The organism is Paracoccus amoyensis (assembly GCF_014490725.1).
Classification (GTDB): domain Bacteria; phylum Pseudomonadota; class Alphaproteobacteria; order Rhodobacterales; family Rhodobacteraceae; genus Paracoccus; species Paracoccus amoyensis.
Genome location: NZ_JACOQL010000001.1, coordinates 482,504 through 503,124, shown reverse-complemented (window position 1 = coordinate 503,124; position 20,621 = coordinate 482,504). Strand labels below are relative to the sequence as shown.

Here is a 20,621-nt window from a genome sequence, read left to right as displayed (position 1 = left end):
TCGTCGTCGGACTCAATGCCCGGTGAATTTTGCCGGGCGCTTTTCCAAAAACGCGGTCACACCTTCGACAAAGTCCGTGGTTCGTCCGGCCTCGCCCTGCAGCTTTGCCTCCAGCGCAAGCTGGGCGTCCAGATCGTTTTGCGACGTTTCGGTGATTGCCTTGCGAATCGCGCGATAGGCCAGAGTTGGTCCCTGGGCCAGCTTGCGGGCACGGGCCGCCACGCCTTCCGCGAAATCATCATCCGGCAAGGCTTCCCAGATCAGGCCCCACTCCATGGCCTGACGCGCTGTCACGGGTTCGGCGAACAACATCATGCCCATTGCACGCGCGTTTCCGATGGCCCGCGGAATAATGAACGTGCCGCCTGCGTCCGGGATCAGGCCAATCCGGGTGAAGGCCTGAATAAAGGTCGCGCTTTCAGCAGCAATCACGACATCCGCCGCCAGCGCCAGGTTTGCGCCGGCCCCTGCAGCCACGCCGTTCACCGCAGCAATGATCGGCACCGGACAATTGGTCATCGCGCGCAACATCGGTTCGTACTCATCGCGCAAGGTCGCTTCCAGATTCGTCGCGGCAACCCGGTCCGTCAAATCCTGTCCTGAACAAAACCCCCGCCCAGATCCCGTCAGGACAACGCACCGCACCTCTGAGGGCAATGTGGTCAGCGCGTCGGTGATCTCCAGGCGCATCTGGCTGCTCAGCGCGTTCATCACCTGCGGTCGGTTCAAAATCAGCGTCGCGATACCGTCTTTGATACCGAATTGAATGGATTCATAGCTCATGGTGCCCCCCTTGCTTGCGCGCATGATGCCCGAAATTGCGGTCAGGAAAAGTGCGACCCGGCGTCAGTCCCGCATGATTTCGTCCAGTCGGGCCTGTTCGGACGCATTCAGGGCATCAACCGCACCATCGGTCGGCCTGCGACCACGCAAGAACACCCAGGCGATCAGCAACCCGATCAGAAGCATCGCCGGCCCTGCAAGCCACAGCAGCAGGTTACCGCCACGGGCGCGCGGCTCGAACAGGACAAACTCACCAAAACGGTCCACGACCGCGTCGATCACCTGATCATCGGCATCGCCTGCCACCAGCCGTTCGCGCACATAAAGCCGCAGGTCACGGCTGATCGCCGCGTTGGATTCATCGATATTCTCGCCCTGACAAATCGGGCAGCGCAACTTTTGTGAGATATGACGCGCCCTTGCCTCCATTGCGGGATCGCTCAGCACTTCGTCCGGCTGGACCGCCAATGCCGCGATCGGAGCCATCAAAGCCAGGGCCAAAATGAAAATCAGGCGCTTCATTCTGCGGGCACCGCATTTACCGCAGCCCGTTTTGCACCAACCGCGACCCGATAGCGACGGTCTGACAAGCTGACCATTCCACCAAGCGCCATGAGGATCGCGCCAGCCCAGATCCAGTTCGCAAACGGTTTGACATAGGTGCGCACCGCCCAACTGCCGTCCGCCTGCTCATCCCCGATGACCACGTAGATGTCGCGGAAGATGCCGTTATCAATCGCGGCTTCCGTGGTCGGCATGGCCTGCACCGGATAGATCCGTTTTTCAGGATGAAGCACCGCGACCGAGGCGCCGTCACGGTTCACATCAATCGTCGCCAGTGTCGAAAGGTAGTTCGGCCCTTGAACCTGATCGACCTGCCGCAATGTGAAATCGTAGCCGCCCAAATCGAAGGGCTGGCCTATTTTCGCGACGCGAATATCCTCCAGCTGCCAAGCGGTCAGCAGGCCCACACCGATGAATGTGACGCCAACACCCGCATGGGCAATCGCCTTGCCCCAATCGGCGCGTGGCAGGCGAAACAAGCGCGACAGACCAGAATTTCCGACGCGATGCAGCAAATCGGCCACCGAACCCGCAATCAGCCATGCCCCCAGACCCGCACCGATGACGGCAATTGCCGACCGGCCAGTTGAAACCGCAAAGACCAGCACCATTACTGCCAGCGCAAAAATGAATGCGCCCCGTAATGGCCGGGCGGCGCGTGCGAAAACCGCGCGTTTCCAAGGCATGATCGCGCCGAAAGGCAAGGCGATGGCCAACGCGATCATGAAGGGTGTGAACGCTTTGTTAAAGAACGGCGCACCAACCGACAGCTTCCGATCCCACAAAAATTCCGCGGCCAGCGGCCAGATGGTTCCGATGAAGACGACGAAAGCCGAAACGGCCAACAAAAGATTGTTCAGCACCAATGCACCTTCGCGCGACATTGGTGTAAACACCCCCTTTGCCGTCATACTGGAAGCTCGCACCGCATAAAGTGTCAGCGCCCCCCCCGTAAATACGGCAAGAATTCCAAGGATGAAAATCCCCCGTGTCGGGTCGCTGGCAAAGCTGTGGACCGATGTGATAACGCCGGAGCGAACGATAAAGGTGCCGATCATGGAAAAGCCGAACGCCATGATCGCCAGCAGGATCGTCCAGCTTTTCAGCGCCTCTCGTTTTTCGACGACAATCGCGGAATGCAGCAGGGCGGCAGAAAGCAGCCATGGCATAAAGCTGGCGTTTTCCACCGGATCCCAGAACCAGAATCCACCCCAGCCAAGCTCATAATAGGCCCACCACGATCCCAGGGCGATACCGATGGTAAGAAACATCCACGCGGCCAACGTCCATGGGCGCACCCATCTGGCCCATGCTGCGTCCACGCGCCCTTCGATCAGGGCCGCAACGGCAAAGCTGAATGCCATCGAAAGCCCGACATAGCCCAGATACAGAAACGGCGGATGGAAGGCCAAACCCGGATCTTGCAGCAATGGATTCAGGTCGCGCCCGTCAAAGGGTGGATTTTCCAGCCGCAGAAAGGGGTTGGAAGTAAAGATGATAAAGGCGAAAAACGCCGCGCCAATAGAAGCCTGAACCGCCAGCACCCGCGCCCGCAACTGTGGCGGAAGATTGTCACCAAACACCGCCGCCGCTGCGCCAAACAACGCCAGGATCAGCACCCATAACAGCATCGACCCTTCGTGATTGCCCCAGACTCCGCTGATTTTATACAGCATCGGCTTGGCGGTATGAGAGTTCTCATAGACCAGCTTCAACGAAAAATCCGAGGTGACGAAGGCCATGGTCAGCGCGGCGAAGGAGACACCCACCAACAGAAACTGCGCCAATGCCGCCGGTCGTGCGCTGTCCATCCAGCCCAGCCAACCTTTGGCCGCGCCGACCAATGGCACTGTCATCTGAAACAGGGACACCATAAAGGCGAGGATGAGGGCGAAATGGCCGAATTCAGCGATCATGAGAAGTCCTTTTGTCACCCGCACAATAGGCGCATGAAAAAAGGGGGGAAAGTCCCCCCTTGCTTATTGACAACTCTTTTACCGCTTGGGCCGCTGTAACGGGACCTAATTCCGCAAGCCTGCGGCCCAATCACGCAGGGCCGCATTGTCGCTGAAGTCGTCGGCAGGACGTGGCGCCCCTTGCACGGTTGCCGCGGATTGCGCCGCTTCTGTCGTGCCGACAGGCTTTCGCGTGGGCCAAACCCTGTCACGCAGATAATGCGCCTCTCTCGCGCCGAAATAGAACCCGACGATCGCTCCCAGCAGCCACCAAAGCGGCTCGGGCACCTGCTGCAGCCCCTCCATGCGCAGACCGAAGCCTGACGGTTCGACCATCGCATAGATGAACAATGCCATCGTCCCCAGGGCCAATAGCGGTCGCGGCAGACGGTTCAGTCCGTTGACAAACCCGTCAAACCAGCCCGCGCGGGCCTGCTGAAACTCTTGTCCCAGTTGGGTGACCGCATGGGCATAGGCCTGCTCATCCAGCTCCATCCGCCGGGTCGCATTCTGGGTAAAAATTTCGGCCACACCGCCCACCGCGCTGCCAAGCGCAGTCGCCGTCGCCCCCATGCCAATGAAACGATCAATCATACCCATTTGGCAGTCCTTTCGCGATGCTCGGCGGTGGTCAGGTGGTAGCGGGCATTGACGAACTGTTCCGCACGGATGATCCATCCTCCCTTCCCGCCTGCCTTGGCCCTGGCATATTTGCGGCTTGCCGGTCGCTGATCGGCCAAAGCGTAGTAGTAATTCCGGCGCGCAATCCCATAGGCATCGGCCAGATGATCCGGCGCGAGCAGCGCAGCATCATGCACGGCAGCAATGGTTTGCGGACCGACCACACCGTCTGCACTGATGGCAAAGCCCATCCGCGTCACCAGCTTTTGCAGGATTTTCACGGCATTGGCACCCGCATTCACATACATATCGAACACGCTGGCCTGCAACGCATCAGGCAATTCCTCAAGGCGTGGTTTCTTGAAGTAGTGATCGATGAAAATCTGTTGCGCCTGCGCGCGGGTCAGCGATTTGACGTCGCTGATATCAACCTTGCCGTCGCGATTCAGGTCCAGCCCCAGCGAGCGCATCGTCCCGATTGTGACACCGTAATTCGTGGCTCCGCCCGGATCATCCGGGTCATTGACGAAGCCTCCCTCTCGCGCGACGATTTCCCGCGCGATTTCCTCGACAGTTTGCATGGCACCCCCTTTTGGCCAGCAGCCGGACGGGCTGCGAACCGGCCAAAACTGCCGGGGGCGCGTTAATCCATTCTTAACGGATCGGGCGTTGTCGTTCAGGAATTGGGGTCTTGGTAAACCCCCGCTTCCTTCAGCGTATCCACGACTTCACGCGGCATATAGGTTTCGTCGTGCTTGGCCAGCAGATCCTGCGCCTCGAACCGCCCATTGCGGAAGTAGCCTTTGGCAATCGTGCCCTGGCCTTCACTGAACAGATCGGGACGTGGATCACGACCGATATAGCTGACAGGCAATTCAACCGCGCCATCGGTAATGACGAAATCAAAGGCCACACCATCGCGATTGACGATAGAGCCGTCCTTGACCAACCCGCCAAGCTGAAAATACTCATCGGGGTCGGGCGCGGTTTCAGCCACTTGCGATGGCGAACGATACAGATTGATGCCGTCTCTGAAACCGAAACCGATCAGCCCGACCGCCAGCAGCAGCGCTATCGCGGCAACGATCAACACCTGAATGCGGCGGCGTTTTCTAAGGGATTTCAGCCCGGCCATCCGTCAGGCCGCCTCGAACCGCAGCGGGCGGCGCAGGAACTGCGTCGCTTTGCCCGAAACCCGCACCGGATCGCCAGTCGTCAGGTTTCTCGATTCCGTTCCCGAACCCAGAAACTCTGGGTGTCTTTGCAGATAATCCGCAAGGCTTTCCGCAACCAGACCGGCCTGTGAATAGACCTTGACCTGCGGGCCAAGCGCCTTCTGAAATGCGTCCTCCACCAGCGGATAATGTGTGCAGCCCAAGATCGCCGCTTCGGGATACGGCATCCGGCGCAACAATGCCTCGACATGGCTGGTCACCAGCGCCTCGGCCAGAATTTCGTCGCCCTGCTCGATGGCATCGACGACCCCGCCACAAGGCTGCGCCTCGACATCGACACCGACGGCGCGGAACGCCAATTCACGCTGGAATGCGCGGCTGGCAACGGTGGCGGGTGTCGCAAACAGTGCGACATGTTTCACCGCGACCTCTCGGGGTGGCGAGTTGTCGCCCCACCGACGTTCGGTCAGCGCCTCGATCATCGGAACGAACACGCCCAGAACGCGCTTGTCAGCCGGCAGCCATTTTTCCTGCATCCGCTTCAATGCCGCGGCCGAGGCCGTGTTGCACGCAAGGATCACCAGATCGCAGCCCTCCGCCCAAAGGCGTTCAACGCCCGCGCAAGTCAGATCGAAAATATCGTCGGCCGTCCGCACCCCGTAAGGCGTGTTGGCATTGTCACCCAGATAGACCAGTGGCAAATCGGGCAGCCGCGCCGCGATGGCCTGATGAACTGTCAGCCCACCCAGACCGGAATCGAAAACGCCCACTGCCATGTCGCATCCCCATATTAATCGCGAGACATCTTTTAAGATGTCCCGCGACGATTGGAAATGACCGAAGTTATTCGGCAGCTTCACGTATTGGCGCGCGGCCCGAACGAAACTGCGCCAGCAATTCCTCCCGGCGTTCTGCAGCACGGTCGGCGGCTTCGTCCTTGACCGGACCGTAACCGCGAATGCCCAACGGAAGTTCGGCCAGTTCAATCGCAATCGGCATGGTTGCGTCGGACACTTTGGCCAGCACTTCGCGCATGTCGTTTTCGTAATCGCGGATCATGGCACGTTCGCGTTTCCGTTCGGCCGAGTAGCCAAACGGGTCCAGCGGCGTGCCCCGCAGCCCCTTCATCGCGGCCAGAACCTTGAACGCTTTCAACATCCACGGTCCGAAATCACGCTTTTTCGGACGGCCATTCGCGTCCTTGCCGCCAAGCATCGGCGGCGCCAGATGGAACGTCAGACCGGTATCACCTTCCCATGTCTGCGCGATCTGTTCGGCAGTGGTCAGATGAAGCCGGGCAACTTCATATTCATCCTTATACGCCAACAGCTTATAGTAACCTCTTGCGACACTCTCACGCAGCGGTTTCGGCGCTTCGTCAACCAGCTTGCGGAAGCGGTTCGACAAACGCTTGCCCTGATAGTCGATCAGACGGGCGGCGCGATATTCGACCGGATCGGGTGGCAGTTGCGTCACCTCGGCCGGTTTCCGGGTCTGTTCGGGAAAGGCCATCGCCCAGCGACCGATCTGAAAGGCACGCTGGTTTTCCGCAATCTTGGCACCGTTCAGGCGGATCGCCTCCATGATCGCTTCTTCCGACAGCGGGATCAGCCCCTGCTGCCAGCAGGCCCCCAGAACCAGCATGTTGGAATAGATTGAATCGCCCAGGAAACGCAGCGCCAATTCATTGGCATCAAAGAAGGCGACCTGACCGCCCAACCGCGCCTCGAGCGACAGTTTCAGCCGATCCGCGGGCACCTGAAAATCGCGGAAACGTGTGAAATCACCGGTGATGATTTCGTGGTCGTTCACAACTGCACCGGTGCGACCGTTGGTCATCAGGCCAATGGTCTTGGCCCCTGCCGTCACAACCAGATCGCCGCCGATCACGCAGTCAGCCTCGCCCACGGCAACACGGATGGCGCTGATGTCATCGGGCTGATTGGCCAGACGCAGGTGGATATGCACCGCACCGCCCTTCTGGGCCAGACCGGCCATTTCCATCATGCCGGCGCCCTTGCCGTCGATATGCGCCGCCTGCGCCAGAACGGCACCGATCGTCACGACGCCAGTTCCGCCAACACCGGTAATCACGACGTTATGGGTGCCCGTGATCTCGGGCAGCGTGGGCGCTGGCAATTCCGGCAGGTCAAACGCCTCGGCCTTGGGTTTGCGCAGCTTGCCCCCCTTGACCGAGACGAAGCTGGGGCAGAACCCTTTGACGCAACTGAAATCCTTGTTGCAACTGGACTGGTCGATCTGACGCTTGCGGCCCAGTTCCGTATCCAGCGGCACAACCGACACGCAGTTCGATTGGACCGAGCAATCGCCGCAGCCCTCGCAAACCTCTGGGTTGATCCAGACGCGGCGATCCGGGTCGGGGAATTGCCCTTTCTTGCGGCGGCGACGCTTTTCCGCCGCGCAGGTCTGGATATACAGAATGGCGCTGACGCCAGATTGTTTTTCCAGCTCTTTCTGAACGGAAATCATCTGGTCGCGCTCTTCAAACCGCAGGCCGGACGGGAACTGCCCGCGGTTCACGTCTTCCTTCTCGTCATAGACGACGATGACTGGCTTCACGCCCATCGCGACCAGTTCCTGCGCGATTTGTGGTGCGGTCAGGCCGCCTTCGTTCGGCTGGCCGCCGGTCATGGCGACCGCATCATTATACAGGATCTTGTAGGTGATGTTCGTGTCAGCCGCCAAAGCAGCGCGGATCGCCAAAGACCCAGAATGATTATAAGTTCCGTCGCCAAGGTTTTGAAAAACATGGGGACGATTGCTAAACGGCGCCTCACCAACCCAGTTTACACCTTCGGCCCCCATATGGGTAAAGCCGGTCGTTTCGCGCCCCATCCACTGCACCATGTAGTGACAGCCGATCCCGGCATAGGCGCGGCTGCCCTCGGGCAGTTTCGTTGAGCTGTTATGCGGACAACCGGAACAAAACCAAGGTGTTCTGGTCGCTATCTCAGGTGCATTGTCATTACGGCGCACCTCGTTCAGGCGCTCCAACCCCGCCTTGATCCGGTCGGTTCCACGACCCTCTTCGACCAGGATGCCACCGATCTTTTGCGCGATCATCACCGGATCAAGTGCATAGCGGGTCGGGAACAGCTCTTCGCCGGTGCGGTCATGCTTCCAACCATGGACACGGCGACCGTGGCGGTTGTCGAAAATCGCCTCTTTCAGCTGCACCTCGATCAGCTTCCGCTTCTCTTCGACGCAAACGATAATATCAAGGTTTTCAGACCATTCCTGCATGGACTTCATGTCCAGCGGCCATGTCTGCCCAACCTTGTAGATGGTCAGGCCCAGATGTTCGGCCTCTGCCTCGTCAATGCCCAGCAAGGACAGCGCATGAACCAGATCCAACCAGTTCTTGCCCGCTGCGACAAAGCCAATTTTCGCCCCCGGCTTGCCCCAAATCTGGCGGTCGATCCGGTTGGCGCGGCTGAAGGCCTCGGCCGCCCAGCGTTTATAGTCGATCATCCGGGCTTCTTGCGCGACCGGCGTATCGCCCAGCCGGATATTCAATCCGCCTTCTGGCATCGCGAAATCGGGGATCACGAATTTCAGCCGGTCGGGATCACCATTGACCACGGCCGTCGCCTCGACCGTGTCTTTCATGGTTTTCAAGCCGGTCCATACACCCGCAAATCGCGACAGCGCGAAACCGTAAAGACCGTAATCAAGGATTTCCTGCACGCCAGCTGGCGACAGCACCGGGATATAGGCGTCGATCATCGCCCAATCCGACTGATGCAGCACGGTGGAACTTTCGCCGGTATGATCATCGCCCATCGCCATGACCACGCCACCATGTGGCGATGAACCCGCCATATTGGCGTGGCGCATCACGTCGCCGCTGCGGTCTACGCCCGGCCCCTTGCCATACCAAAGACCAAAGACGCCGTCATATTTGCCTTCACCGCGCAGCTCGGCCTGCTGGCTGCCCCAGATTGCCGTCGCGGCAAGATCTTCGTTCAGGCCGGGCTGAAACAGAACGTTGGACTCCGCCAGACGCTTGCTTTCGCGCATCATTTGCAGATCAACCCCCCCAAGAGGTGAGCCGCGATAGCCAGTCACAAAACCAGCGGTATTCAAACCCGCCTGTTTGTCCCGCGCGGCCTGCATCAACATCAGGCGCACCAAAGCCTGCGTGCCGTTCAACAAAACATGCGACTTCGACAGATCAAAACGGTCAGCTAGCGAAAATTCTTGCTTGCTCATCCAAAATTCCTCCAATGCCTATCGGCGTGCTTCATTATAGGTCAGACATGCTGACTAATGAAGAAAAAAATGATCTCGGTCTGGTCACTTGCCGGAGACTCGCTTTCAGGTTAGGTCTGCAAAAAACGCATGGCAGCCTTGATAGGATTGTAACAGTATGGACTGGGACAAGCTCAGAATATTTCACGCGGTTGCCGATGCGGGCAGCCTGACCCATGCCGGCGATACGTTGCACCTGTCGCAATCGGCCGTCAGCCGGCAAATCCGCGCATTGGAAGAATCGCTTGGGACAACCCTGTTCCACCGGCATGCGCGCGGGTTGATTCTGACGGAACAGGGCGAATTGCTGTTTGACGCGACCTCATCCATGGCGCGCAAGCTGGACGGCGCCGCCGCCCGCATTCGCGACAGCGAAGAACATGTGTTGGGCGAATTGAAAGTGACGACCGCGGTTGGCTTTGGCACGCTGTGGCTGGCACCGCGTCTGGGCAAGCTTTATGCGAAATACCCCGACCTGAAAATCGACCTGCTGCTGGAAGAGCGTGTACTGGATCTGCCGATGCGCGAAGCGGATGTCGCCATCCGCATGAAGGAACCGACCCAGTCCGATCTGATCCGCCGCCGTCTGCTGAACATCCGCATGCGGCTTTATGCGACACCGGAATATCTGCAACAGGCGGGCGTTCCCGAAACGCTTGAGGAGCTGACGCAGCACCGGCTGATCTCACAAAAGCCGGACCAGCCGCAGGTGGCCGCTGGCGCCCGGCTGGTGCAACAGATCCTGGCACAAAACATCGCCTCGACGCTGACGGTCAACAATTACTTCGGCGTCCTGCAAGGCGTGCTGGCGAATGTGGGCATCGGCGTTCTGCCGGACTATTTGACGGCTGACCATGAGCGCCTTGTCCGCGTTTTGCCCGATGTCGATTCGGATGAGGTGCCGGTTTTCCTCGCCTATCCCGAAGAACTGCGTCAGACCCGTCGGGTTGCCGCTTTTCGCGACTTTGTGCTTGAAGAAATTCAGGGCTATCGCCGGATGCAAAGCGAAGCCTTGATTTCCTGAAAATCGCATCGGCAAAGTTTCGCTTATTGCATGCACATATAGGGCGATTTTTCGCCCATAATACAACCTTTCCGTGTAGCCATTCCACAACTGCATAGCCGCCTTGCCGCACACGCAGCACGTTAACACTTGATCACTTCGCATACTGCACATAAATCCAGCTACGAGGGTGATGAAACGCTCAGGTGTTCATTTCCTTCTACCTCCCTGTTGGACTTAGGCCGGGCTATTGCCCGGCTTTTTTTTGTCCAGCGGACGGGCGCATTGGCGTTGTTACCCTTTCCCTGACGAGCATCTGGCCATAAAAGGCGGCAAACTTACCGTCTGGAAGGGCTTCAGGATGCAGGAACCGTCGATCACCCCCGATCTGATCGCCGCACACGGGCTTAAGCCCGATGAATACGAACGTATCCTGCAGATCATCGGCCGAGAGCCCAGCTTTACCGAATTGGGCATTTTCAGCGCGATGTGGAACGAACATTGCTCCTACAAGTCCTCCAAGAAATGGCTGCGCACCTTGCCGACCGAAGGTCCGCAGGTCATCTGCGGACCGGGCGAAAACGCTGGCGTCGTTGATATCGGCGACGGCCAGGCCGTGGTCTTTAAAATGGAAAGCCACAACCACCCCAGCTATATCGAGCCGCATCAGGGTGCGGCGACCGGCGTGGGCGGCATTTTGCGCGACGTTTTTACCATGGGCGCGCGTCCGATTGCGGCCATGAATTCGCTGTCCTTTGGACGCCCCGCCCACCCCAAGACTCCACATCTGGTGAAAGGCGTGGTCGAGGGCATCGGTGCCTATGGCAACGCGTTTGGCGTGCCAAATGTTGGGGGCGAGGTTCGCTTTCACAAATCCTATGACGGTAACTGTCTGGTCAACGCGTTTGCCGCAGGTCTGGCAGATGCCGACAAGATTTTTTATTCCGCCGCTTCGGGTGTGGGGATGCCGGTTGTCTATCTGGGCGCGAAAACCGGGCGCGACGGCGTTGGCGGCGCGACCATGGCATCGGCTGAATTTGATGACACGATCGAGGAAAAGCGCCCCACCGTTCAGGTCGGCGATCCCTTTACCGAAAAATGCCTGCTGGAAGCCTGTCTTGAACTGATGAAGACCGACAGCGTCATCTCGATTCAGGATATGGGCGCGGCTGGCCTGACCTGCTCGGCGGTCGAGATGGGCGACAAGGGCGGTCTGGGCATCAAGCTGGTGCTGGATCATGTTCCGCAACGCGAAACCAACATGACGGCATATGAAATGATGCTGTCGGAATCGCAGGAACGCATGCTGATGGTGCTGAAACCTGAAAAAGAGGATGAAGCACGGGCAATCTTTGAAAAATGGGATTGGATTTTGCCATCGTCGGCGAAACCATTGCCGAGGATCGTTTCCTGATCGTGCATGGCAATGAAACCATGGCAGACCTGCCGCTGTCCAAACTATCCTCAAGTGCGCCGGAATATGATCGCCCGTGGGTTGAAACGCCTGCCGCCGACGCTGCACCGGCGCTGCCGGAAATTGCACCGCTGGACGCGTTGAAAGCCCTGATCGGTAGCCCGAATTATGCGCACAAAGCATGGGTCTGGGAACAATATGACACGCAGGTTGGCGCAGATACGATCCGTCGTCCCGGCATGGGCGCAGGCGTCGTGCGTGTTCACGGCACCAACAAGGCACTGGCGTTCACCAGTGACGTGACCCCGCGTTACGTCCGCGCGAACCCGTTCGAGGGTGGTAAACAGGCCGTGGCCGAGGCCTATCGCAACCTGTGCGCCGTCGGTGCCCTGCCTTTGGCCACGACTGACAACCTGAATTTCGGCAATCCCGAAAAACCCGAGATCATGGGCCAGCTTGTCGGCGCGATCAAGGGCATTGGCGAGGCTTGCCGCGGGTTGGATTTTCCCATCGTGTCGGGCAACGTCTCACTTTACAATGAAACCGATGGCAAGGGGATCCTGCCGACCCCGACGATTGGCGGTGTCGGGCTTATCGACGATCTGTCGAACCTGATCGCCGGTCTGCCGCGCGATGGTGATGTCGCTTTGGTCATCGGCAAGACCGACGGCCATCTGGGACAATCCGCGTTGGCCTATGAGGCTTTTGGCCGGGAAACCGGCGATGCCCCCCATGTTGATCTGGCGGCTGAACGCAAGCATGGCGAATTCCTGCGCGACAATCGCAAGCTGGTTCGGGGCGTGACGGATCTGTCGGATGGCGGTCTTGCGCTGGCAGCTTTCGAAATGGCCGAGAGCGCGGGCATTGGCGTGCTTCTGGAAACCGGCGATATCGGCCAGCTTTTCGGTGAAGATCAGGCCCGCTATCTGGTGGCCGCATCGCGCGACAATGCCAAGGCCCTGGTCGAGGCTGGCAAGAAAGCCGGTGTCGCGGTCGCGCGCGTCGGAAGCTTTGGCGGTGATACCGTTTCGATGGGCGATGATGCACAGCCACTGTCGCAACTGTCGAGACTGTATCGCAGTGCCTTTGCCAAGGCGATCAGGGGCGACATGCCCGACCACATATGACGGTGAATGCGCCAGCAGGCTTTGCCGCCATCGTAACGGCGGCAGGCCGGGGCAACCGGGCGGGTGGCGATACGCCAAAGCAATGGCGCGACCTTGGCGGGCGCAGCGTCCTTGCGCGTGCGCTGGATGCTTTTGCGGGCTTTGACCGGGTCGTGCTGGTGGTTCATCCAGACGATATGGCACAGGCCATAGCCGCGTTTGCCGGTCGCGTGACGATTGTGACCGGTGCGGAAACGCGCTCCGCCAGCGTGTTGGCCGGCCTGTCCGTGCTAGAGGGTCAGGCAACCCACGTCCTGATCCATGACGGCGCACGACCCTTGGTCGACGCCGTCGTGATTCAAGGGGTCATCGACGCCTTGCAGAAGGGTGCCGTTGCCGCCGCGCCTGCCCTGCCCGTATCGGATGCGCTTTGGCGCGGTCAGGACGGGTTGGTCAGCGGGACGGCACCGCGCGATGGACTTTACCGGGCGCAAACGCCGCAGGGATTCCGGCTACAGGACATACTTGCCGCGCATCGTGCCTATCCCGACGGCGCTGCCGATGACGTGGAACTGGCCTTGCGCATGGGCCATCCGGTTGCCATCACACAGGGCAGCGAGCACAATCTGAAAATCACATGGCCCGATGATTTCGCGCGGGCCGAACGACTTCTGGGGACCACAATGGACATCAGGCTTGGCAATGGTTTCGACGTTCACGCCTTTGGGCCGGGCGACCATGTCTGGCTCTGCGGCATCCAGATTGCGCATGATGCCGGTCTGGTTGGCCATTCCGATGCAGATGTCGGCATGCACGCCCTGACGGATGCGATCTATGGGGCGCTGGCCGAGGGCGATATTGGCCGCCACTTCCCGCCATCGGACCCACAATGGAAAGGCGCCGACAGCGCGATTTTTCTGAAACATGCCGCCGATCTGGCGCGCCAGCACGGCTTCAGCTTTGGCAATGCCGATGTCACGCTGATCTGTGAAACCCCAAAGATCGGCCCGCATGCTGCCGCGATGCAGGCGCGATTGGCGGAAATCATGGGCGTCGAACAGGCCCGTATCAGCGTCAAGGCCACCACATCCGAACAGCTTGGCTTTACCGGACGCCGCGAAGGCATTGCCAGCATCGCCACGGTCGCATTGATGAAGGACTAAGCCATGGATCGCTTGCTTTCCACATGGTTCGGCGCGGGCTTTCTGCGCCCGGCATCCGGCACCTGGGCTTCGGCGATCGCCGTTGTCCTGGGCCTGCTTTTGCACCGGTTCGGCCATTTTCCGTTGCTTGCCATTGCCACCATCGCCGTGACGGCTGTCGGTTTCCGGGTTGTGCCACGCTATACGGCGGGCATGGCCGACCCGGACCGAAGCGAGATCGTGATCGACGAGGTCGCGGGACAATGGCTGGCGCTGTGCTTCCCCTCGTTCGGGTTCTGGATGATGGGATTGCCCGCTGACAATTTTCCCTATCCGGGTTGGGTTGCTGCCTTCGTGTTCTTCCGCCTGTTCGACATCTGGAAACCGTGGCTGGTCGGTCGTGCCGACCGCGAAGGCGGCGTGGCGGGCGTGATGAAGGACGATCTCTGGGCCGGGCTGTTTGCCGGCATCGCCACGATGATCGCAGCCGCCGCGTTCCATATCCCGATGATCCTTGCAGCATCATGAGGCTGGCCCAAGACGTTCTTGACGCCGCACGGGCGAAAGATGTGATGATCGCCACCGCCGAAAGCTGCACAGGTGGGCTGATCATTGCCGCGCTGACGGATATTCCCGGCTCGTCCGATGCGGTGGATCGCGGGTTCATCACCTATTCCAATGCGGCCAAACGTGACATGCTGGGCGTTCGCGACGAAACTTTGCGCACATACGGTGCGGTCAGCGAGGAAACTGCGGCAGAAATGGCTGCTGGCGCATTGGACAGTTCAGCTGCCGGGATCGCGGTGGCCGTCACCGGGATCGCGGGTCCGGGCGGATCTGAACACAAGCCCGAAGGCCGCGTCTGCTTTGGTCTGGCCCTGCCGTCAGGGGTAACCACAGAAACCGTGGAGTTTGGCGCGATTGGGCGCGGCAACGTTCGCGCGGCAACGGTCCGACATGCGCTGACGCTGTTGCATCGGGCATTGACCGCCTAGCCTTCCGTCAGCACCCTGCAAAAACGCTCGACATCCTCTTCCGGCGTATTCCATGCCGTGACCAGCCGCAACGGGACCGGGTCCAGCCCCTCGGCTGTCTTGTCCGGCCACAGGTGATAGATCGCACCGGCTGCACGGGCCTTGCGATGCAATTCGGCGGGAAGTGTGGCAAACACGGAATTCGTCTGCCGGGGAACCAGCAAACCGCCACCCGCCGCCAAAACGCCCTCGGCCAGCCGTTCAGCCAGCGCATTCGCTTGCGTCGCCAGCTTCAGCCACAATCCATCTGTCGCCAGCGCCAACATCTGTGCAGCCAGAAAACGCTGTTTCGAGAAAACATGGCCCGTTTGCTTGCGGCGATAGTCGAACCCTTCGGCCAAAGCCGGATCGAAGAAAATCACCGCTTCTGCCGCCATTGCACCGTTTTTCGTGCCACCAAAACACAGGGCATCGACGCCAGCCTTCCACGTCATTTCGGCGGCAGAGCATCCCTGCGATGCCACGGCATTGGCGAAACGCGCCCCGTCCATGTGCAGGGGCAAGCCGCCAGCATGGGTGATCTGCGCCAGCGCCGCGACCTCATCAACGGAATAAACCGTGCCCCATTCCGTCGCGTTGGTGATGGACACAGCAGCGTTTCGCCCGCCAGTCAGGCCGCCCCCGGCACCACGTTTGATCGCCGCAGCCAGAACCTGTGGCGCAAGCTTTCCATCCTCCCCCGGCAGCGCAACCAGCTTGGCCCCGCCCGAGATGAATTCCGGTGCGCCGCATTCGCTGGTTTCGATATGGGCGTCTTCGTGGCAGTAGATACGGCCGAATGCAGGCGAAAGCTGCGACAGCGCCAATGCGTTGGCCGCTGTTCCGGTCGCGACGAATCGGACGACGGCATCGGGCGCCTGCAGCACATCGCGGAAAACAGCCTCGGTTTGCGCGGTTACGGGATCGGCGCCATAGGCCATCGCGGCGCCCTCGTTGCACTCGGCCAAGCTTGCCAGCACGGCGGGATGCGCACCCCAAGCGTTATCGGATGAGAAGTTCATGCCAGATCCTCGACGATGTAATCGTCCCAATCATCCTCGGTCACCGTCAATTCGTTGACCGTCCAGCCACGGACGCTGACGCCTGCGGAATGCACAGTCTCACGATCGCCAGAGATCAGATAATGCCACTTGTAAAGCGGCCGCCCCTCGTATCGCAGACGATAGGCGCAGGTTGCTGGCAGCCAATAGGCGACCTGCTTCACCTTGTCAGGGGTCAGCACCACGCAATCCGGCACGAACTGATGCCGGTTGGCATAGTTGCTGCACTGACAGGTTTCGCCGTCCAGCAGCTTGCAGGCCACGCGGGTAAAGGCCAGCTCACCCGTATCTTCATATTCGATCTTGTTCAGACAGCATTTGCCGCAGCCATCGCACAGGGCCTCCCACTCATCGGGGGCCAGGTTGGACAAAGGCAATTCCCAGAATTTGTCACGCATTACACGTCAGCCAAAATGGCCCGCGCCTGATCCGCGTCGCGGGCGATCTGTTCGATCAGCGTCTCGACGCTGTCAAATTTCTCTTCATCCCGCAGGAATTCAACCAGCGCGACCGACAAATGCTGACCATAAAGATCGCCGTCGAAATCGAACAGGTGGACCTCTAGATTAGGCTCGTTACGGCCAAACATCGGGCGCACACCGATACTGGCAACGCCGCCGCAGGACAGCCGATTTGGCCCCGTCAGCACGTCGACCAGCACGGCATAGACGCCCAGACGCGGCAGATGCAGATCATCGATTTTCATGTTGGCCGTGGGCCAGCCGAATTCGCGTCCACGTTTATTGCCGTGAATGACCTCTCCCTCGATCCGGTGCAGATGACCCAGCATCCGGTTGGCATCACGCACGCGGCCTTCGGACAGCGCCGTGCGGATCGCAGTAGAGCTGTAGTCCAGCCCGTCCTCTGCCAGAACCAGCGGCACCGAGGTGACGCCAAAGCCAAGCGCATTTCCCAATTCGGTCAGCGTCTGGACATCGCCACTACGCCCCTTGCCGAAGCAGAAATCCGCCCCCACGGTGACATGGCTGACGCCAAGCCCGTCGACCAATACCTGTCTGGCAAACGCCTCGGGCGACAGTCCGGCCAGAACGGGACCAAAAGGCAGTTCATAAAGCTGCTGCACCCCAAGCCGGGCCAGCCGGTTGGCCCGCGATTCAGCATTCATAAGCCGGAACGGTGGCGCGTCGGGCGCAAAGAACTGACGCGGATGCGGCTCGAATGTCAGTATCCCCAAGGGTGCGCCACAGGCTTCGCGTGCGGCGTCAATCACCGCTCGGTGCCCCAGATGGATACCGTCAAAGTTTCCCATGGCAACCGAAGCCCCACGGGCATCGATCGGCAAACCTGTCCAATCGTGATGGATCTGCAATGCGCCCCCAATGAGGCGCCCGCGCCCCGTCAGTCGAACTTCCGGCTTGGCGCCAATACAACCGCCTCACCTTTCAGAACGACCGTATCACCTACGTAACAGCAGGTTGCAAGCGTGACCCGCCGTTTTGAGTGATGGATTTCTTCAACCCTCACTTCCGCACGGACCATATCGCCGGGACGAACGGGCGCCATGAATTTCAACGTCTGCGACAGATAGACTGTGCCATGCCCCGGCAGCTGTTCCCCGATCACAGCCGAAACCAGACCAGCCGTCAGCATGCCATGCGCAATCCGCCCTTCAAAAATCGTATCCTGGGCATAGCTATCGTCAAGATGCACCGGGTTATGATCCGTCGAAATCTTGGCGAAACCTTCGATATCCTCATCGGTGATCTGCTTTTGCAGATAGCGCATCATGCCGATTTCCAGATCTTCGATGACGATTGTGCCGCGTGGCAGATTGTCCAGCATGTCGCGCCCCATTGTGTTTACCTTGGCTGACCATGGGAATGCTGCATAGCAGCATAAAATCCGAGAAGCAACTATATAACCAAAATTATACCATTATTGTTATCTTGTTTCTCGATGAAATTTTCTCGGTGAAATCTTCCCACCCAGAATGAAAAAGCCCGCGTCACGGACACGGGCTTCTCAAGACGTGCGGATGCAGGGATCAGCGCAAACGGCCGATACTGTATTCCGGGTTCATCATGTGGATGGTCAGCCATTCCTGAAGCATCTCTGCATCGGGGTTTTCGACATCATTGCCGAAATTCTCGGCTGCCAGACCGCCCGTCACGAACAGGCAATCGATCCCCTCTTGCTGGGCGCCACGCACATCGGTGTTGATCCCGTCGCCAATCGCCAGATAACGGGCATTGGCAGGCAGGTTCAGCAATTGTCGGGCACGTTCATAGATCGGCGGATGCGGCTTGCCGAAATACAGCGACTTGCCGCCCATCTCCTCATAGAACTCGGCCAGTGCGCCGGCGCAGTAGATGCGCGTTTCGCCCATGTCGACGACCACATCCGGGTTGGCGCAAAGCAGCTTCAAGCCGCGATCGAGTGCCTGCTTGAAGCGCATGCGATAATCCTCGGGCGCTTCATTCAGCTCATCAAAGGGACCGGTCGCAACAATACCATCAGCCTGCTCCAGCGGAACACGGATCACCTCTGGCGCGTCGTTCCATTCTGACGGGATATCGGAAAAGAACCCGTCATCCTTTTCGGTGCCGATATGCCAGACCTTCCGGCCGACAGCCCCTGCGAACATCGCATCCTGCGCAGCGTCGCCCGAACTGACCACCAGATCCCAGGCATCGCGTGGAACGCCCATGCGGTCCAATTGCGCGATAATATATTGGTTGGGACGCGGCGCGTTGGTCATCAGCACCACGCGCCCACCTGCACGACGATAGTCCTGCAGGGCTTTGATAGCCGCCGGATAAGGCACCTTGCCATTATGCAGGCAGCCCCAAAGGTCACAAAACACCGCATCATAATTCAGCGAGATCTGCGACAGCGATGAAATGACCCGTGTCATCAGACCGCCAGAACCGGGATGATCTGTTTCTTGCGGCTCATCACGCCGGGCAGAACCACAGTGTCACCGCTCACAGCGACGCCAAAGCTTTTCTCGGCGATTTGCTTCACATAGTCGTTCGGCACCAGCAAGGTGGCTTGCTCATTCAGAATATCGACGACGAACAGCAGAACCTGATCGGCGCCGTCAGCGGCCGCGACGACCGGCATTGCAGCAACCAGCGCGTCCTTGCGATCCAGCAGAACCTGCGGTGCGGTGGTTTCCAGAACCGACACACGCAATTGCTTGCCGTTCAACTCGTATTCCTTGCTGTCCATGCGCAGCAGGGCCTCGTCCGAGAATGCGCTGACGTCGGATTTTGCCGCGAACATTTCGGCTGCGTAATCAGTGACGTTGACGCCAAGCTCTGCGGCCAGCTTCTCGGCAATCGCGCGATCATGTGCGGTCGTGGTCGGGCTGCGAAATTCCAACGTATCGGACAGGATGCAGGTCAGCATTGCGCCTTTGATGTTTTCCGGCATGCGCGCCATGTCATCGCCAATCAGATCATGCATGATCGTTGCCGTGCAGGCCAACGGGCGGATGGTGATATTGATGGGCGAACGGGTTTTGATGCCGCCAGCCAGCATATGGTGGTCGATGATCTCGATCACGTCGGCATCGTTGATGCTGGCCGGCAGTTCGCCCGGATTGTTGGTATCGACGATCACGCATTGATCGCCCGCGGCGACATCGGCGATGATTTCCGGTTTGTCGAGATTCCAGCGGGTCAGCATCCATGCCGCCTCGGTGTTCGGTTCACCCTGCAGCACCGCCTGTGCCGGGGTTTTGCGAATATCATTCAGAAACCAGGCCCAGATGATGGGCGAGCCGGTCGAGTCGGTGTCGGGGGCGGTATGGCCGAAAACCTTGATCATGGATGAACCTTTGTGGGGATTTATAAGTCGCGGGACTTATAGGGCCGTCCCCCTTCCTTGTCCACAAAGCCTGTCACGCCCCCGATCACCCCCCTATTGCCCGACGCCGATCTGTTGCATCAGCGTTGCGTTATCCCAGAACAGATATTCCTCGGCCATCGTGCCATCGGCGTTCCAGCGGCCAAGGGTGGCCATCGGCAAATGATAGGCTTTGCCGGTGGGTTCGATCGTCGTGCCGTCAGGCAGGACCATCGGTTCGGTAAATGTGCCATCCAGATAGCCCATGACCGCCGTCCAACCACCATCCGCAGTGCCAAAACGCACCGGATGTTCGGTAATCCGGTTGTCAGGCGCGAAAGTCCACATGAAGGCCAGTTCCTTGATGTGATCAGGATTGCCGGTCGTCGTGTGCCCATCGGGATAATGCACCAGAATATCTTCCGCATGGCTTTTATGCAGGTTTTCCCAATCCTGCTTGGTATAGACGTTGAAATCCAGATCATCGAAATTGGCCAGATTCCGGGCCAGCAATTCGGGCATCCCCTCGACCTGAGGCGGGGGTTCGCCAGCCTTGCTTCCGGGCCATTCCTGCGCATGGGCCACAATCGGCAGGGCGGCAATCAAGGCGCCCAGCACGGCCCGTGCCGCATAGGTCGATCCAAAACCGTTAATCATAACATCTCTCCCTGTGCAGAAACCGTCCCTAAAAAATTCAGACAT

At 59.4% G+C, this 20,621-nt stretch carries 19 protein-coding genes and 1 pseudogene; 5 read left to right on the top strand and 15 right to left on the bottom strand.

What is annotated here, in order from left to right:
• Window positions 1-12 precede the first annotated feature (12 nt).
• The 8 genes from H4P12_RS02630 to H4P12_RS02595 all read right to left on the bottom strand — a co-directional run bounded on the left by H4P12_RS02630 (window position 13) and on the right by H4P12_RS02595 (window position 9,331).
• Window positions 13-783 carry an enoyl-CoA hydratase-related protein gene (locus H4P12_RS02630; RefSeq protein WP_187792035.1) on the bottom strand — a complete coding sequence of 257 codons (771 nt, stop codon included), beginning with the start codon at window positions 781-783 and terminating at the stop codon, window positions 13-15.
• Window positions 784-846: 63 nt separating this feature from the next.
• Complete coding sequence (locus tag H4P12_RS02625) at window positions 847-1,305, bottom strand: cytochrome c-type biogenesis protein (RefSeq protein ID WP_187792034.1); 459 nt, start codon at window positions 1,303-1,305, stop codon at window positions 847-849.
• Window positions 1,302-3,263, bottom strand: a complete 1,962-nt coding sequence (locus H4P12_RS02620; protein WP_187792033.1) for a heme lyase CcmF/NrfE family subunit — start codon at window positions 3,261-3,263, stop codon at window positions 1,302-1,304. Before H4P12_RS02620 ends, H4P12_RS02625 begins: the two co-directional genes overlap by 4 nt.
• Window positions 3,264-3,368: 105 nt before the next feature.
• Window positions 3,369-3,902, bottom strand: a complete 534-nt coding sequence (locus tag H4P12_RS02615) for a holin family protein (protein ID WP_187792032.1) — start codon at window positions 3,900-3,902, stop codon at window positions 3,369-3,371.
• Complete coding sequence (locus tag H4P12_RS02610) at window positions 3,893-4,504, bottom strand: holin-associated N-acetylmuramidase (protein WP_187792031.1); 612 nt, start codon at window positions 4,502-4,504, stop codon at window positions 3,893-3,895. Before H4P12_RS02610 ends, H4P12_RS02615 begins: the two co-directional genes overlap by 10 nt.
• A gap of 95 nt (window positions 4,505-4,599) precedes the next feature.
• Window positions 4,600-5,049, bottom strand: a complete 450-nt coding sequence (gene ccmE, locus H4P12_RS02605) for a cytochrome c maturation protein CcmE (protein WP_187792461.1) — start codon at window positions 5,047-5,049, stop codon at window positions 4,600-4,602.
• A 12-nt stretch (window positions 5,050-5,061) separates the two neighbouring features.
• Window positions 5,062-5,874 (bottom strand): glutamate racemase, encoded by an 813-nt coding sequence (locus tag H4P12_RS02600; RefSeq protein WP_187792030.1) that lies wholly within the window; start codon window positions 5,872-5,874, stop codon window positions 5,062-5,064.
• A gap of 67 nt (window positions 5,875-5,941) precedes the next feature.
• A complete protein-coding gene (locus H4P12_RS02595; protein ID WP_187792029.1) occupies window positions 5,942-9,331 on the bottom strand; it encodes an indolepyruvate ferredoxin oxidoreductase family protein in 3,390 nt (1,129 codons plus the stop codon).
• A gap of 157 nt (window positions 9,332-9,488) precedes the next feature.
• Here H4P12_RS02595 and H4P12_RS02590 point away from each other — a divergent pair, with 157 nt between their 5' ends.
• The 5 genes and pseudogenes from H4P12_RS02590 (at window position 9,489) to H4P12_RS02570 (ending at window position 15,030) form a co-directional block, all read left to right on the top strand.
• On the top strand, window positions 9,489-10,394 hold the full coding sequence (locus tag H4P12_RS02590; protein WP_187792028.1) for a LysR family transcriptional regulator: 906 nt from the start codon (window positions 9,489-9,491) through the stop codon (window positions 10,392-10,394).
• 340 nt (window positions 10,395-10,734) lie between these two features.
• Window positions 10,735-12,914: pseudogene (gene purL / locus H4P12_RS02585) on the top strand (phosphoribosylformylglycinamidine synthase subunit PurL).
• Window positions 12,911-14,056, top strand: a complete 1,146-nt coding sequence (locus tag H4P12_RS02580; protein WP_187792027.1) for a bifunctional 2-C-methyl-D-erythritol 4-phosphate cytidylyltransferase/2-C-methyl-D-erythritol 2,4-cyclodiphosphate synthase — start codon at window positions 12,911-12,913, stop codon at window positions 14,054-14,056. The pseudogene purL and the gene H4P12_RS02580 overlap by 4 nt, the downstream one beginning before the upstream one ends.
• A 3-nt stretch (window positions 14,057-14,059) precedes the next feature.
• Window positions 14,060-14,563 carry a phosphatidylglycerophosphatase A family protein gene (locus tag H4P12_RS02575; protein ID WP_187792026.1) on the top strand — a complete coding sequence of 168 codons (504 nt, stop codon included), beginning with the start codon at window positions 14,060-14,062 and terminating at the stop codon, window positions 14,561-14,563.
• Window positions 14,560-15,030, top strand: coding sequence for a CinA family protein (locus H4P12_RS02570; RefSeq protein WP_187792025.1), 471 nt, complete (start codon window positions 14,560-14,562; stop codon window positions 15,028-15,030). The genes H4P12_RS02575 and H4P12_RS02570 overlap by 4 nt, the downstream gene beginning before the upstream one ends.
• Here the strand turns inward: H4P12_RS02570 and H4P12_RS02565 are convergent.
• From H4P12_RS02565 to H4P12_RS02535, 7 genes are all read right to left on the bottom strand, one after another.
• Window positions 15,027-16,070 (bottom strand): threonine aldolase family protein, encoded by a 1,044-nt coding sequence (locus H4P12_RS02565; RefSeq protein ID WP_187792024.1) that lies wholly within the window; start codon window positions 16,068-16,070, stop codon window positions 15,027-15,029. The genes H4P12_RS02570 and H4P12_RS02565 overlap by 4 nt on opposite strands.
• Complete coding sequence (locus tag H4P12_RS02560; protein WP_187792023.1) at window positions 16,067-16,507, bottom strand: YcgN family cysteine cluster protein; 441 nt, start codon at window positions 16,505-16,507, stop codon at window positions 16,067-16,069. The genes H4P12_RS02565 and H4P12_RS02560 overlap by 4 nt, the downstream gene beginning before the upstream one ends.
• Window positions 16,507-17,439, bottom strand: coding sequence for a bifunctional riboflavin kinase/FAD synthetase (locus tag H4P12_RS02555; RefSeq protein WP_187792022.1), 933 nt, complete (start codon window positions 17,437-17,439; stop codon window positions 16,507-16,509). The genes H4P12_RS02560 and H4P12_RS02555 overlap by 1 nt, the downstream gene beginning before the upstream one ends.
• Before the next feature lie 29 nt (window positions 17,440-17,468).
• A complete protein-coding gene (locus tag H4P12_RS02550) occupies window positions 17,469-17,912 on the bottom strand; it encodes a MaoC family dehydratase (RefSeq protein ID WP_187792021.1) in 444 nt (147 codons plus the stop codon).
• A gap of 202 nt (window positions 17,913-18,114) precedes the next feature.
• Complete coding sequence (locus tag H4P12_RS02545; protein ID WP_187792020.1) at window positions 18,115-18,984, bottom strand: TIGR01459 family HAD-type hydrolase; 870 nt, start codon at window positions 18,982-18,984, stop codon at window positions 18,115-18,117.
• Window positions 18,984-19,901: a manganese-dependent inorganic pyrophosphatase gene (locus tag H4P12_RS02540; RefSeq protein WP_187792019.1), complete on the bottom strand. Its 918-nt coding sequence runs from the start codon at window positions 19,899-19,901 to the stop codon at window positions 18,984-18,986. Before H4P12_RS02540 ends, H4P12_RS02545 begins: the two co-directional genes overlap by 1 nt.
• A gap of 93 nt (window positions 19,902-19,994) precedes the next feature.
• The gene (locus tag H4P12_RS02535; RefSeq protein WP_187792018.1) at window positions 19,995-20,576 is read right to left on the bottom strand and encodes an ester cyclase; all 582 of its coding nucleotides are present in this window, start codon (window positions 20,574-20,576) and stop codon (window positions 19,995-19,997) included.
• Between the last annotated feature and the right edge of the window lie 45 nt (window positions 20,577-20,621).